This window comes from Pedobacter endophyticus (assembly GCF_015679185.1).
Lineage (GTDB): Bacteria > Bacteroidota > Bacteroidia > Sphingobacteriales > Sphingobacteriaceae > Pedobacter > Pedobacter endophyticus.
In genome coordinates this window covers 2,733,880-2,748,268 of sequence record NZ_CP064939.1, presented here as the reverse complement: position 1 = coordinate 2,748,268, position 14,389 = coordinate 2,733,880, and the positions used below count along the sequence as shown (strand labels likewise).

The window sequence follows — 14,389 nt, the reverse complement described above, 5'->3', positions numbered from 1 at the left end:
TGTGTATGCGATGATAAACAAAGCAATAAGCTAACCACCCCCAACCTCCCGAATCGGTCGGGATAGACTCTCCTAAATTAGGAGGGGAATAGCAACTGCACAACCATTTAGCCTCAAAAACCATCAAAGATTGCACTGTCCAACTCCTCCCGATTTCTTCGGGAGGCAAGTTCCAAAGGCATCCCTTTGGGAGGGTGGTTGTTTTTTACGTCATTCATCTTAATTCTTATGCAATAAATTAAAATTCAGGATAACAAAAATTTATTTCGTCTCTGTGTTTAAAACCAAAAACCCAATCCCCTTTTGCTTGTTATACTATCAAACATAATCTTTATAGCTATGATAAACGAAGAAATAAACAGCACGCTCAGCACGGTAAAAGAAGCCTGGAAATACCCTGAACTGTTTCAAAACATATCAAAATCCGAGCGCTGGTTATCTGGCGCAGCAGGTTCTTATCTGCTTTTTAAAGGAATAACCGGAATTTTCTCTCACCCAATAATCGGTTTGACAGGCGCAGCAATTGGAGCCGGCCTATTGTACAGGGGAATTACAGGCTACTGTCCAATGACAGATTTGGCAGAACAAAGACAAGAGGCACTCGGTGCAGATGAATTGATAGTTACAGAAACGTTAATTACCGACGATTTGGGGTAATATTTTAAATACGAAATTTCCATTTCTTATAAAACTGGTTAACTTTAAAAAGTTAATACACAATTATGAGCAAATACGCACTATTACTGATTCCAACATTTTTTGCCGTACAAGCAATGGCACAAGATAAAAAAACCGATCCTGCAAACGACCCCAAAACAACCGAGGTTTGGGAACCTGTTCCGAAAGTGGTAACACCGGGCAAGCTGCCGCAAGAGGCACCATCAGACGCGATCGTTCTATTTGATGGACGCAATCTGGACGCTTGGCATTCAGTTAAAGATCCATCTAAACCTGCAGGCTGGACGATAGACGATGGTTTTTTTACCGTAAAAAAAGGAACGGGTAACATTGAAACGAATAAAAAATTTACCGATTACCAACTGCACATGGAATGGAAAATTCCTGCAAACATTTCGGGCGAAGGGCAGGCCAGGGGAAACAGCGGCGTATTTTTAGCATCAACAGGCGGTGGCGATGACGGGTATGAAATCCAGATTATGGATACCTACAACAACAAAACCTACGTAAATGGCCAAACAGGAAGCGTGTACAAACAAGCCATCCCATTGGCAAACGCCAACAAGAAACCGGGCGAATGGCAATATTACGATATCATTTGGAATGCGCCACGTTTTAACGAAGATGGCTCAGTTAAGAAACCAGCCAGCGTAACGTTGTTCTTAAACGGCGTATTGTTGCAAAACAATTACGTTTTAAAAGGTGCAACAAGATACATCGGCACGCCAGAATATAAAAAGCACGGTGCTGCATCAATTAAATTGCAAGACCATGGCGACCCAAGTCCGGCAATCAGTTTCAGAAACATTTGGGTAAGAGAGCTGTAAGAATTTTCTTACTCGTCATCCCGACAGCAGCAGAGGGATCTTTAACCGCAATATTTTCCAAAACCTGTAAGATAAACTTCTTGCAGGTTTTTGCTTTTTAAACTACTTTCGTTAATCATTGTGATTATGAAAAAGCGGTTATGAACAAAGGCAGGCTAGAAGCATTTAGTGATGGCGTAATTGCAATCATTATTACCATTATGGTGTTAGAAATCAAGGTTCCTGAAGGTGAAAGTCTGCAAACGCTAAAACCACTCATTCCGAAATTTATCAGCTATGTATTAAGCTTCGTTTACGTAGGAATTTATTGGAATAATCACCACCATTTAATGCATGCCGTAAAAAAAGTAAGCGGACCAATGTTATGGGCCAACCTGAACCTGCTTTTTTGGCTATCGCTCTTTCCCGTAACCGCTGGTTGGATGGGCGAAAACCATTTCGCTTTCTGGCCAGTTGCGGCCTACGGTTTGGTGTTATTTTTAGCTGCAATAGCGTATCTCATATTGGTAATCGTAATAAAGAGGAGCGAGGGCGCTCATTCTCTTGTTGTAGAGGCAATTGGCAACGATGCCAAAGGGAAACTTTCGTTGATTTTTTATGCTTTAGGAATTGGCCTCAGCTTTGTAAACCCATGGCTCGGCTGCTCAATGTACATTATTGTTGCTGCTATCTGGTTTATCCCCGATAAAAGAATTGAGCGAGCCATTCGCCAGTCGTTAGACGCCAAGGATTAATCGCTGAGCGACGAATCCACCATGCAATAACAACATTTAGCCTTGGCTCAGCAAGCGCTAGCCTCTTAAAATTTGCAGGTATACTTCTCTGTCTATCATTTCTGCGCCCATGCTCATCAAATGTTCGTTAGGTAGCTGGCAATCTATTAATTCAACATTTAACTGGCTTAAATAAATCAGGGCTGCTTTTGATGCATTGCTCACCTTACTAAACATGCTTTCGCCACAGAATACCCCATTTATTTTTACGCCATAAAGTCCACCAACTAATTTTTCGTTTAGATAAACCTCCACGCTGTGCGCATAACCGTTTTGGTGTAAGTTGATGTAAGCACTTTGCATTTCGTTCGTTATCCAGGTGCCGTTCTGATCTTTTCTGGGCGTTGTAGCGCAACTAACAATCACTTGTTCAAAAGCCGTATTTACACTAATTTTAAAGCTTCCGTTAGCCAAAAGCTTCTTCATGCTTTTACTGATTTTGATTTTTTCAGGATAAATTACACACCGTTCATGCGGCGAATACCAAAGAATAGGATCTCCTTCGCTAAACCATGGAAAAATGCCGTTTGAGTATGCTGTGAGCAGCCTTTCCATACTCAAATCGCCACCAATCGCCAACAGCCCATCGTTTTCCGCAAGTGCGGGATCCGGGAATCCATAATCATCATCAAGCAACTGAAAAAACATGGCACGAAAATAAGAAAGAAAATAACGATTAAACCCTAACGTTCAAATAATGTCATACAGTTAAATCGTCGTTATGAGCACAAAAGCTAATTTCGTTAAGGTAAAGCACCTGTACAGCAGGGCAGGCTTTGGCATATCCTATTCTGATCTGGAAAAGTTGAGCAAAAAAAACATCGATAAAGTTGTTGATGTGCTCATCAAGGAATCAGAAAATGATGACCCGATCAATCTCGTAAACGACCTCGAGTCGAAACGCCAACTGTTGGCTCAAGCAGGCTTGTACGGAAAAAAAGATCTTAGCGAGGACGAGAAAAAAATGCGGCAACAGATTATTCGCGAACAAAATGACGTAGGTCGCGATTTGAACATTGCATTTGTCACCAAAATGATCAACACCAATGCCCCACTAAGGGAAAAGATGACCCTTTTTTGGCATGGCCATTTCGCGTGCAGAAGCAGGATTCCATTTTTTGCTCAACAACTAAACAATATTCAACGGGCGCATGGCCTCGGTAGTTTTAAAACTTTGTTGGTAGAAGTGTCGCAATCGCCGGCCATGTTGCAATATTTAAATAATCAGCAGAATAGGAAGGGACGACCAAATGAGAACTTCGCCCGCGAGTTAATGGAGCTTTTTACGCTTGGCAGGGGAAATTATACGGAACATGATATTAAAGAATCGGCCCGCTCTTTTACGGGATGGATGTACGATAAAGACGGCTCGTTTATTTTTAGAAAAAACCTGCACGATGGTGGAACAAAGGAGTTTTTCGGCAAGATTGGAAACTTTCAGGGAGAGAACATCATCGACATCATTCTTGAGAAACCGGAGACAGCTGAATTTATCGCCACAAAAATTTATCGGTTCTTTGTAAATGACACGCCAAATGAGGCACATGTAAAGGAACTGGCATCGAGTTTTTACAATTCGAAATATGATATCGCCACCATGATGAAACATCTTTTTACATCAGATTGGTTTTATGACAATGAAAATGTAGGTACAAAAATAAAATCGCCAACCGAGTTTTTGGTGGGGTTAAGCCGCGAATTTTTTGTTACTTACAACAGGCCACAGGTTTTAATACAGCTGCAAAGCAGTTTAGGCCAGTATTTATTTAACCCGCCCAATGTTGCCGGCTGGCCTGGTGGCCAAAGCTGGATAGACAGTTCATCGCTAATGTTGAGGATGCGAATCCCATCACTGGTTTTGAACGATGGAGAGATAGATTTCAGCGGTAAAGCCGACCCCGAAGATGAAGCCGTAATTGCCCTGAGCAGAACAGCCACCACAAATGCCAACTCAAACCAGAAACGCAAATCGTATGTAGATGCCAATGCAGACTGGCCGAAATTTTTAGAAACGTTTCCCAAACATTTAACGCCGCTTGAACTTACGTCGTTCTTGCTCCAGCCAAAATTAAATCAGAAAATTACCGACATGGTTAGTGATAACAAGGGTTTAAGAAGCACAGCCATAGAAATTACAAGCATGCCCGAATATCAACTTTGTTAAACAAATTGGTTCATTAGTCATTGCTTCACTGGTTTGCATTGTGCTAACCAGTAAACAATTGAACTCGTGAACCAATGAACATTTAGTTATGAACAGAAGAAATTTTTTAAGAAATACGGGCTTTGTAGCGGCAGGATCGCTATTTGTTCCGGCTTTTATGAAACCGCTGGAGGCCATGGCGCTCGACGAGCTTAGCTTGTACAAAAATCTGGTTGTAGTTCAGCTTTCCGGAGGCAACGATGGCTTAAACACCGTTATCCCTTACGGTAATGATATTTACTATCAAAAGCGCAAAAACATTGCCATTAAGCCCGAAGAGGTGATCAGACTGAACGATATGCAAGGGCTCAACCCAAATATGAAGGCGCTGCAGGAAATTTACGATCAGGGTTGGATGACGATAATAAACGATGTGGGTTACCCAAATCCCGATCGGTCTCACTTCCGTTCAATGGATATCTGGCAAACGGGTAGCGATAGCAACCAGTTTTTATCTACAGGTTGGATTGGCCGCTACCTCGATAGCAAGTGCCAAACCTGTAAGTATCCGTATACCGCCATCGAAGTTGATGATTCATTGTCGCTAGCCTTAAAAGGTCAGAGCAAAAAGGGAATTGCCTTAAAAGACCCCGCTGCATTGTATCGGAATACGAACGATCCATTTTTTAAGGCGATGTTAAAAAGCGATAAAGAACATTTGGATGAAGACAACCTGGGCTATCTGTACAAAACGATGATCGAGACACAATCGTCGGCCAGCTACATTCAAAATACGTCAAAAATCTATCAATCTAGCTCCGCATATCCCGTTTCGGGCTTTGCCAATCAACTAAAAACAGTGTCGAAGTTCATCTCATCAGGATTGAAAACGCGTGTTTATTACGTTTCTTTAAGCGGCTTTGATACGCACGTTAACCAGGTTAACCAGCATGGCAACCTGCTTAAGCAATACAGCGAAGGCATGGCGGCTTTTTTGAAGGATTTAAAAAGGAATAATAAGCTCGATGATACATTGGTAGTTACCTTTAGCGAATTTGGCCGCAGGGTTGAGCAAAATGCAAGCAACGGCACCGACCATGGAACGGCCAACAATATGTTAATTTTTGGGGGCAAGCTGAAAAAGCAAGGTATATTTAATAGCGCACCCAATTTAAGCGACTTAGATACAGGCGATTTAAAATATCAGTTGGATTTTAGGCAGGTTTACGGAACCATTTTGGATAAGTGGCTTGATGTAAACAATGCGGATATTTTAAATAAGCGATTTAATACGCTCGATTTTATTTAACCGCCGACTTCTACCGCCATTAAGTGGCGAATTAAACATTGTCATCCTGAGGGGTAATTATTGGAATAAAATCAATAGGAGTGACGTTTTTAAGGCGGTCGTCATCCGATAGCTATCGGATCCCGCGCAGGCGGGAATCTTAAAGCCTTAGCATTAAGATCCCCTACCGATAGCTATCGGTACAAGCTGAGGATGACGACCATTCATGTAAAAGATTATAAAACAGCAGGTTGCCAAAAACGTCAATGGTAGTTTAAATTTTTTAGGCGGCCGTCATTCCCGCGCAGGCGGGAATCTTAAAGCCTTAGCATTAAGATCCCCAGTCAAGCTGAGGATGACGACCTTTCATGTAAAAGCTTATAAATCAGCAGGTTGCCAAAAACGTCAATGGTAGTTTAAATTTTTTAGGCGGCCGTCATTCCCGCGCAGGCGGGAATCTTAAAGCCTTAGCATTAAGATCCCCAGTCAAGCTGAGGATGACGACCGTTCGTATAGAAGCTTATAAAACAACGGGCTGCAAAACTACGTTAATGGTAGTTTAAATTTTTTAGGCGGTCGTCATTCCCGCGCAGGCGTTAATCTTAAAGTCTTAGCATTAAGATCCCCAGTCAAGCTGAGGATGACGACCGTTCATGTAAAAGCTTATAAACAGCAGGTTGTCAAAAACGTCAATGGTAGTTTAAATTTTTTAGGCGGCCGTCATTCCCGCGCAGGCGGGAATCTTAAAGTCTTAGCATTAAGATCCCCAGTCAAGCTGAGGATGACGACCTTTCATGTAAAAGCTTATAAAACAACGGGCTGCAAAACTACGTCAATGGTAGTTTAAATTTTTCAGGAAAAAAATCAATATAAGTAACGTCGTTTTTCAGAACAATGTTCCTAAGAGAGGTCGTCTTTTGAGCCCGCCTGACCAGACGGGCAGGCAGCCGAGAACCACGAAGTGCTCAGCGAAGCTAAATCTTTCATGCAAAGTTCAAAGATTTCTCCTCCAAAGGAACTCCTACGGAGCACTTCGGTCGAAATAACGATTTTTTTAACGTCAATGGTAGGGGTATTTATTGGAATAAAATCAATAGGAGTGACGTTTGCAATTTGTTCGTTGCTATCTGCGCCATGCGTCCCCCTTTGAAGGGGGCAGTGCCAAAGGCATCCCTTTGGGAGGGGATGATTTCCAAAAATCCTCTCCCTTTGTATGGATTCCTGTGTTTTTCGTATGTGCAACCCTTCCGAATAAGGTCGGAACAGGTCTCCAAAGAGGGACAATGAGACAGTACGTTAAACCCAAAGTAATAAAACGTCAATGGTAACGGAGCCGAAGGCAGAAGTTTATTTTTTGAACCCAACTTACAAACAAAAAGCCATTCCTTTTACAGAATGGCTTTTATTATGTTTATCAGTTTGTAACTGCCAGTATTAATTAGGCTAACAACCTGATCGGCTCTTCTAGCAAACCTTTTAATGTTTGTAAAAATTGTGCGCCGGTAGCGCCATCAACCACACGGTGATCGCAACCAAGTGTTAGTTTCATTACATTACCGGGAACTACAGCTCCGTTTTTAACAACTGGCACTTGTTGAATAGCACCAACCGATAAAATTGCACCATCAGGTGAGTTGATAATCGATGTAAACTCGTCAATACCAAACATACCCAGGTTAGAAACCGTGAAGGTAGAACCTTCCCAATCTGCCGGTTGTAATTTTTTAGCTTTTGCTTTTCCACCAAAGTCTTTCACCTCTGCAGAAATGTGCGATAACGATTTGCCATCGGCAAAACGAACAACAGGCACCAACAAACCATCTTCAACAGCCATAGCCACACCGATGTTGGTGTGCTCGTTGAAACGGATTTTATCGCCACCCCATGATGAATTAACAGCCGGGTGTTTCTTCAATGCAACGGCAACCGCTTTAATCACGATATCGTTAAATGATACCTTAACCGGAGCAACAGCGTTAATTGCCGTACGGGCAGCCATTGCATTATCCATATCAATGCTCACGGTTAAATAGAAATGTGGAGCCGTAAATAAGCTTTCAGCCAAACGTTTTGCGATAACCTTACGCATTTGCGAAACAGGCTGCTCAGTGTATTTAACCTCACCCACAAAAGTAGGGATAACCGGAGCTGCAGCAGTTGTTGCGCTTTCAGCTTTGGTCTTTCCGCTTTCAGCTTGTGCAGCTGGCTTAAAGTTCTCAATATCTTTTTTAATGATACGACCACCTTCGGCACTACCTGCAACTTGTGATAAATCGATTCCTTTTTCCTTCGCAATTTTCTTGGCCAAAGGCGATGCTTTCACGCGGCCGTCAGCAGAATTCTCTGCAACAGGAGCATTTGCGTTCGATTCAGCAACAGCTTTCGGCGCTTCTTCTTTGCTTTCAGTTTTTTCTTCGCTTTCCGCTTTCGGCGTTGAGCTCTGAGCTCCTCCGGCTAAAATTCCGCTAACATCGGTTCCTTCAGGTCCAACAATAGCGATAATTCCATTAACCTTCGCAGCTTCTCCTTTTTCTACACCAATGTGTAACAAAGTACCCGTTGCGTAGCCCATCACCTCCATAGTCGCCTTATCGGTTTCTACGTCAGCTAAAACATCATCATCCTTAACCTTGTCGCCAACTTTTTTATGCCATTCAGCAATAACGCCTTCAGTCATGGTATCGCTTAATAGAGGCATACGAATTACCGTAACGCCTTTTTCTGCCAGTTCTTCTTCGCTTAAGCCGCCGCCCTGAGCAGGTGCAGCCTCTTCTTTTTTATCTTCAGCCTTAGGCGCATCAGTGCTTTCAGCTTTCGGCTTTTCGCTTTCAGCTCCACTTTCAGCCTCTAGCGCAGCTTTGTAGTCTTCGCCTTCTTTACCAATAACGGCCATAACAGCATCAACCGGAACAGCCTGACCTTCTTCTACGCCAACGTATAAAAGTGTACCATCCCAATAAGATTCCATATCCATTGTTGCCTTGTCAGTTTCTACTTCTGCCAAAACATCGCCGCTTTTCACTTTATCGCCCACTTTTTTATGCCACTTCGCCAATACCCCTTCGGTCATGGTGTCGCTCATTTTGGGCATTTTAATTACATCAGCCATTATATCTAATTAATTGAAATCTTAAAAATATTAGTCCATTATATAAGGGTAGTTCTCCGTCATATAAACATCTTTATACAACTCAGATGCTTCTGGCCATGGAGATTCTTCTGCAAATTTCACAGCGTGATCTACAGTAGCTTTAACTTTCGCTTCTACTTCCTCAATCCAAGCCTCGTCAGCATACTTTTCTTTCAAAATAGTTTCTCTGGCATGCTCAACCGGATCTTTTGCTTTATAATCTTCCAACTCTTCTTTGGTACGATATTTTGCAGGGTCAGACATTGAGTGGCCGCGGTAACGATACGTTCTCATTTCTAAGAAAGTAGGTCCTTCACCCTTACGGGCACGCTGAATAGCTTCATCCATTGCATTATGCACCGCAACCGGGTCCATACCATCAACCGGAGCACATGGCATGTCGAAACCTAATCCGATTTTATAAATATCAGTCATGTTTGTTGTACGTTGTACCGAAGTACCCATTGCGTAGCCATTGTTTTCGCAAACAAAAACAACAGGCAACTTCCAAAGCATGGCCATGTTAAAAGTTTCGTTTAATGCACCCTGGCGTACAGCGCCATCGCCCATGTAACAAATATTAACATTATCCGTTCCTTTATATTTTTCTGCAAAAGCAACACCAGCACCTAGCGGAATCTGACCTCCAACAATGGCGTGGCCACCATAAAAATTATGTTCTTTGCTAAACATGTGCATCGAACCACCTTTACCTTTCGAGCATCCTGTGGCCTTACCATACATTTCTGCCATAATGCTGTCGGCACTAACACCTAAAGCCAAAGCATGAGCATGATCACGGTAAGTAGTAATCATCGAATCGCCTTTTTGCATCGCAGATATTGCACCTGCAACTACAGCCTCTTGTCCAATGTATAAATGACAAAAGCCACGAATTTTTTGTTGTCCGTATAACTGGCCGGTTTTCTCTTCGAATTTGCGCATCAGCAACATCGATTCGAACCACTTCAACCAAGTGTCTTTATTTATTTCTACTGCACTCATTTTATGGTATTTGTTTTTTTGCGACAGCAAATCTAATTTTTTTATTGCAATTTTTGGCACTATCTAATGTAAAAACATCATGCAAATTGATTTAAATGTACGATTTAGTCATTGTTTTACATTCCAAACTGCATCATTATTTCCACTTAGCCTAAAGTACCGATTTTACAGACCTTAAGCTTCGCGATTTATCAAATTCCTTATTCAATTTAATGTGGAATTTAATTTTGCCAAACCTTATTTAGTCGTAATTTATCGATTTTTTATCAGAAAGGCAATTGCAGTGCTATTTGGTTAAAGTTAGCCCCGCCATTTGCATGATCTTTTTTGTAAATTTCTTCAACATCTTTGGTCGCTGCGCCAAAAAAGTATAATTGCGGCTGTCGGGCTTTGCATCATCAGGTTAGCCTAAGTAAGATAAACCAGACTGCAGCAAGCGCGACGGCAATTTTTCAATTGAAGGAAGTAAAGCGGGTGGCGGGCTTTCGATCCCGATGAGGTGCATAAACTTACTTTTCTACGCAATTTTATGGTTCAATTGCCGTTTACTAACAAGCCGAAATCGTTAAAATGTTAATAACTTTGGCTTTTTAACAATTTACATTTGGATAACATTTGTATTATTGATACTTTTGGCAGCCGACAATAAGCCCAGGTGCTTTACGTTACTGTGTAAGTGAATACCCAAACATAATGTATAACATGATTAAAAAATTTTTGTTTTCAACTCTAATCGCTATCTGCACGTTCTCAGTCGCATTTGCGCAAACAAAAACGAAAGAATCTAGTAAAGAATTAAACGATCCCGACAACTTAGCGTCTCAATATTTTTCGCAGGTGATGGGTGTTGCAGTAGATGCAACTTCGAACTTAAAACTTTATAAGTTTATTTACGAGTGGATCGGAACTCCTTACAGCTACGGAGGAAACACCAAAAGAGGTATTGACTGTTCTGCTTTTACGAAAGCAATTTACGACAAAGTTTTCAACACTACCATCAGAAGAAATTCTCGCGATATTTTCAGCATGGTAGATCCTTTATCTAAAGAAGATTTGAAAGAAGGCGATTTAGTTTTCTTTAAGATTAAAAGCAGAAGCATTTCTCATGTTGGTATTTATCTGGGTGATAACAGATTTGCCCATGCGTCAAGTTCTCGCGGTGTAGTGATCAGCAACCTGAATGAACCGTATTACAGCCGTTACTTTTACAAAGGCGGCCGCGTGTTAGAATCGTTTAAAAAGGAATTTACAGTAGAGTAAGACAATTTACAATCGAAGATTTACGATTTTAGATTGAATAGACATAATCCTCCCGAAGAAATTTTGGAGGATTTTTTTATACAAAATACTTTTACGCATACCGATAATTGTAAAACATGAAATTTATCAGTTCCCTAATTTTATCACTTTTTACTATAGTTATTTTTGTGAGGTGTACAAGCAATACCGCCCAGGTAATTGTGCCCGTTGCGAAGTCAGATACCACATTAAAAAAGATAAAAGACACAATCGCGATTACTGCCGTAGGCGATATTATGCTCGGCTCGGCCTATCCAACAAAAGCAAACCTGCCTCCGGATGATGCGGTAAACAGTTTTAAAGCGGTAGATAGCCTGCTAAAAGGCGACATTGTTTTCGGAAATTTAGAGGGTTGCTTTTTAAACACCGGCAATTCTGATAAATGCAAGGGAATTAACCCAAACAACTGTTATGCCTTTAGAATGCCCGAGCGCTATGCAGATATTTATAAAAAAGCCGGATTTAACGTTTTAAGCATCGCTAATAATCACGTGGGTGATTTCAACGCAAAAGGCCGCAAAAATACTGCACGGTTGTTAGATTCTTTACAAATTCATTACGCCGGCCAACTGAACAAGCCTTTTGAGCTATTCGAAAAAGACAGTGTAAAATATGCGTTTTGCGCTTTCGCACCAAATGAGAACACGGTATCCATTAACAAGATAGACAGCGCCAAAGCGCTGGTATCGCGATTGAAAGCGCAAGCAGATATTGTAATTGTATCATTTCATGGCGGCGGCGAAGGCGCCAGATTTGAACACGTACCGAGAACAAATGAAATTTTTTACAAAGAGAACAGAGGCAATGTTTATGCGTTTGCCCATGCTGTTATCGATGCCGGTGCGGATGTAGTTCTGGGCCATGGCCCACATGTAACCCGGGCTGTTGAGGTGTATAAGAATAAGTTTATTGCTTACAGTTTGGGCAATTTTTGCACTTACGGCATGTTCAGCTTAAAAGGAAATAATGGCATTGCTCCATTGTTGCAGTTAAAACTCAACTCGAACGGCGATTTTATCGTCGCCGATGTTGTTTCTGTTAAGCAAGATAAAATTAACGGCTTAACGATCGATGATGCCAACCGGGCTTTTATACGCATGAAACAGCTTACCGATGTAGATTTTATCGGCCATCAACTCCAGTTTGAGAATAACAGAATAACGTTAAAAGATTGATCTCACTTTGCCAATGCTAATTTATTTCTAAATCTTTGCACATGAAAAAGGGACTAATCATTCATTATATTATCGGCATTGCAGCGGCAATTTTGGTGTTAGCCGCCGCTTATTACATCAATCAAAACCCGAAGAATCTGCTGTCGGCAGGCATTATCATTTTGGCAGGGTGCCTTGTTGCCTTTAGTCAATATCAAATTATAAAGCACAAGCGGAAGCAACGCTAACTAAGCTATGGGTAATAAAGAATGAAGAGGCTGTATCAAGCTTGAATTTTCCTCCCAAAGGGATGCCTATGGTACAAAGGGATGCCTTTGGCATAAATTTCCCTGCCAAATTAAATGCGATAGCTATGGATTCACAAGACTTTTCATAACCTCTCCCTATTAACGTTTGGGTTAAAAGCAATGCCTTTGCTTTCCCTTCCGACTTCTTCGGAAGGGATGTACAGACAGGGCAAAAACCGCCGCCATTAAAAGGGAGAGGTTTAAGGCGCCAAATTAAATGCGATAGCTATCGGATCTGCGTTAAACCTCCTTTTGCCCGGTGATACAGCCTCTTTAAAAAAGCCGAATTGGGCATTTTAGCTTAGTTTGAAATTAATGGGAAGATGGTACTTTACCCTTACCGGTTTTCCTTTTACTAACCCAGGATTCCATTTAGGTGAACTTTTTAGTACTCTAATGGCTTCGGCATTGGTTTCTGTCGTAAGGCCTTTAATAACCTTAATGTCTTTCAGTTCTCCACTTTTTTCAACAATGAAGCTTAAATGCACCTTTCCTTGCACATGGTTTTTTTTGGCTACATTGGGATATTTAATTTCCTTACCCAAATAGTTCATAAAATTTGAAATTCCGCCGGGAAAAGCGGGCTGTACATCAACTGAAGTAAAATCGACTACCTTGTTACTTTGGCCTTTTGCCGAATTAATGAACATGGCTGCGCCCAAAAGGGCTAAAATCATTAGTTTTCTCATGTTTTTAAATATTAAGTTTTCACTGATTATTCTTATGATGCGGTTAAACCGACACCATAATTAAAGTTACAACTAAATACTTAGTTATGCTAATATTTTAACTGTTTTTGAAAACATATTGGTTGTAAATGGGACGCTTTTTATCCAAATCGTGCTTTGGCATAGCCTTACTAATACTTCTGATACACATTGTACAGCACCAAAATATCAACCGGAGTTAATTTCGGTGTTATATCTGTTTGTATAAAGTGGATTTTGAATGCCGTAATTGCTGCTGGCAAATTGCTGGTATCGTAACCAATATATTTTAAGGCCATTTCTGTGTTGAAATCAGTTGGCGGGTTTTTTAAAATGTTATCATACCAATATCCGAAACCAGCCTCGGCCAGCTTTTTCCAGGGGAAATTTTTCGGGTCGTTTTTGCGGCGTGGTGCAATATCGGCATGGCCAATAAAATTTCCTGTCGGAATGTTATAGGTTTTTTTAAGGGTTGCCAACAACTTAATCAAGCTATTAATCTGGGCATCAGGCCACGGATCGGTTAAGCCATTGTTGTCTAATTCTATCCCGATTGATGATGAATTCAGGTCGGTATCTTTGCCCCATTTAGCCAGCCCTGCGTGGTTGGCCCTCAGGTAATCGTTAACCATGTGCACTACCTTGCCATCGCGACCAATTACATAATGCGCACTAACGCCGGCACGTGTAGAAAAAAATGTTTTTATGGTTTGCGCCAGGCTATCCTGCGCCGTATGGTGTATCACCACGAAGTTGGGCTTCCGTATTCCAAAATTTACAGAACCAATCCATTCTTGATTTGTTGCACCTAATGAATCGTAAAGCTGCCCCGGAGGCGGTGTGCTGCTAATAATTTTTGAGAAATCTTTGGCCTTTTCCTTATAAATTTTCTCTGTGGCGGCATACTTGCTCGAGCTGCAGGCAGATAAAAATATGATTGAAGTAATTACAAAAACTGGTGAGTACCGGGAAAAATTAAAAGTTAGCATGTTCGATTTGTTGATTGTTGAAGTTACAAAGTTATGTTAAACTTTATCCAATGCATCAAACTTTATACAAAGCTTTTAAATTTTGCTA

13 protein-coding genes are annotated in these 14,389 nt (G+C 41.3%); 8 read left to right on the top strand and 5 right to left on the bottom strand.

The genetic code is table 11. The features are described 5' to 3' along the window. Positions 1 to 339 precede the first annotated feature (339 nt). The 3 genes from IZT61_RS11115 to IZT61_RS11105 all read left to right on the top strand — a co-directional run bounded on the left by IZT61_RS11115 (position 340) and on the right by IZT61_RS11105 (position 2,239). On the top strand, positions 340 to 657 hold the full coding sequence (locus IZT61_RS11115) for a YgaP family membrane protein (RefSeq protein WP_196096981.1): 318 nt from the start codon (positions 340 to 342) through the stop codon (positions 655 to 657). A 65-nt stretch (positions 658 to 722) separates the two neighbouring features. Then, entirely contained in the window at positions 723 to 1,505 is a 783-nt protein-coding gene (locus tag IZT61_RS11110; protein ID WP_196096980.1) for a 3-keto-disaccharide hydrolase, read from the top strand. 140 nt (positions 1,506 to 1,645) lie between these two features. Beyond that, positions 1,646 to 2,239 (top strand): TMEM175 family protein, encoded by a 594-nt coding sequence (locus IZT61_RS11105; protein ID WP_196096979.1) that lies wholly within the window; start codon positions 1,646 to 1,648, stop codon positions 2,237 to 2,239. A 57-nt stretch (positions 2,240 to 2,296) separates the two neighbouring features. On the opposite strand, the gene aat is transcribed toward IZT61_RS11105, so the two are convergent. Next, on the bottom strand, positions 2,297 to 2,926 hold the full coding sequence (aat, locus tag IZT61_RS11100) for a leucyl/phenylalanyl-tRNA--protein transferase (protein WP_196096978.1): 630 nt from the start codon (positions 2,924 to 2,926) through the stop codon (positions 2,297 to 2,299). Positions 2,927 to 2,999: 73 nt separating this feature from the next. On the opposite strand from aat, the gene IZT61_RS11095 reads away from it, so the two are divergent. Both IZT61_RS11095 and IZT61_RS11090 read left to right on the top strand, forming a co-directional pair. Beyond that, positions 3,000 to 4,442, top strand: coding sequence for a DUF1800 domain-containing protein (locus IZT61_RS11095; protein WP_196096977.1), 1,443 nt, complete (start codon positions 3,000 to 3,002; stop codon positions 4,440 to 4,442). 88 nt (positions 4,443 to 4,530) lie between these two features. Then, entirely contained in the window at positions 4,531 to 5,730 is a 1,200-nt protein-coding gene (locus IZT61_RS11090; protein WP_196096976.1) for a DUF1501 domain-containing protein, read from the top strand. 1,417 nt (positions 5,731 to 7,147) lie between these two features. Here IZT61_RS11090 and IZT61_RS11085 read toward each other — a convergent pair. Together IZT61_RS11085 and pdhA are read right to left on the bottom strand one after the other, a co-directional pair. Continuing rightward, positions 7,148 to 8,818, bottom strand: a complete 1,671-nt coding sequence (locus tag IZT61_RS11085) for a pyruvate dehydrogenase complex dihydrolipoamide acetyltransferase (protein WP_196096975.1) — start codon at positions 8,816 to 8,818, stop codon at positions 7,148 to 7,150. 30 nt (positions 8,819 to 8,848) lie between these two features. Further along, positions 8,849 to 9,844 (bottom strand): pyruvate dehydrogenase (acetyl-transferring) E1 component subunit alpha, encoded by a 996-nt coding sequence (gene pdhA / locus IZT61_RS11080; protein WP_196096974.1) that lies wholly within the window; start codon positions 9,842 to 9,844, stop codon positions 8,849 to 8,851. Positions 9,845 to 10,546: 702 nt separating this feature from the next. Here pdhA and IZT61_RS11075 point away from each other — a divergent pair. The 3 genes from IZT61_RS11075 (at position 10,547) to IZT61_RS11065 (ending at position 12,545) form a co-directional block, all read left to right on the top strand. After that, entirely contained in the window at positions 10,547 to 11,104 is a 558-nt protein-coding gene (locus tag IZT61_RS11075) for a C40 family peptidase (RefSeq protein ID WP_196096973.1), read from the top strand. 116 nt (positions 11,105 to 11,220) lie between these two features. Beyond that, positions 11,221 to 12,318, top strand: a complete 1,098-nt coding sequence (locus IZT61_RS11070; protein ID WP_196096972.1) for a CapA family protein — start codon at positions 11,221 to 11,223, stop codon at positions 12,316 to 12,318. A gap of 41 nt (positions 12,319 to 12,359) precedes the next feature. Beyond that, positions 12,360 to 12,545, top strand: a complete 186-nt coding sequence (locus IZT61_RS11065) for a hypothetical protein (RefSeq protein WP_196096971.1) — start codon at positions 12,360 to 12,362, stop codon at positions 12,543 to 12,545. 356 nt (positions 12,546 to 12,901) lie between these two features. On the opposite strand, the gene IZT61_RS11060 is transcribed toward IZT61_RS11065, so the two are convergent. Together IZT61_RS11060 and IZT61_RS11055 are read right to left on the bottom strand one after the other, a co-directional pair. Beyond that, entirely contained in the window at positions 12,902 to 13,294 is a 393-nt protein-coding gene (locus IZT61_RS11060) for an energy transducer TonB (RefSeq protein WP_196096970.1), read from the bottom strand. A gap of 170 nt (positions 13,295 to 13,464) precedes the next feature. Further along, positions 13,465 to 14,301, bottom strand: coding sequence for an N-acetylmuramoyl-L-alanine amidase (locus IZT61_RS11055; RefSeq protein WP_196096969.1), 837 nt, complete (start codon positions 14,299 to 14,301; stop codon positions 13,465 to 13,467). Positions 14,302 to 14,389 lie beyond the last annotated feature (88 nt).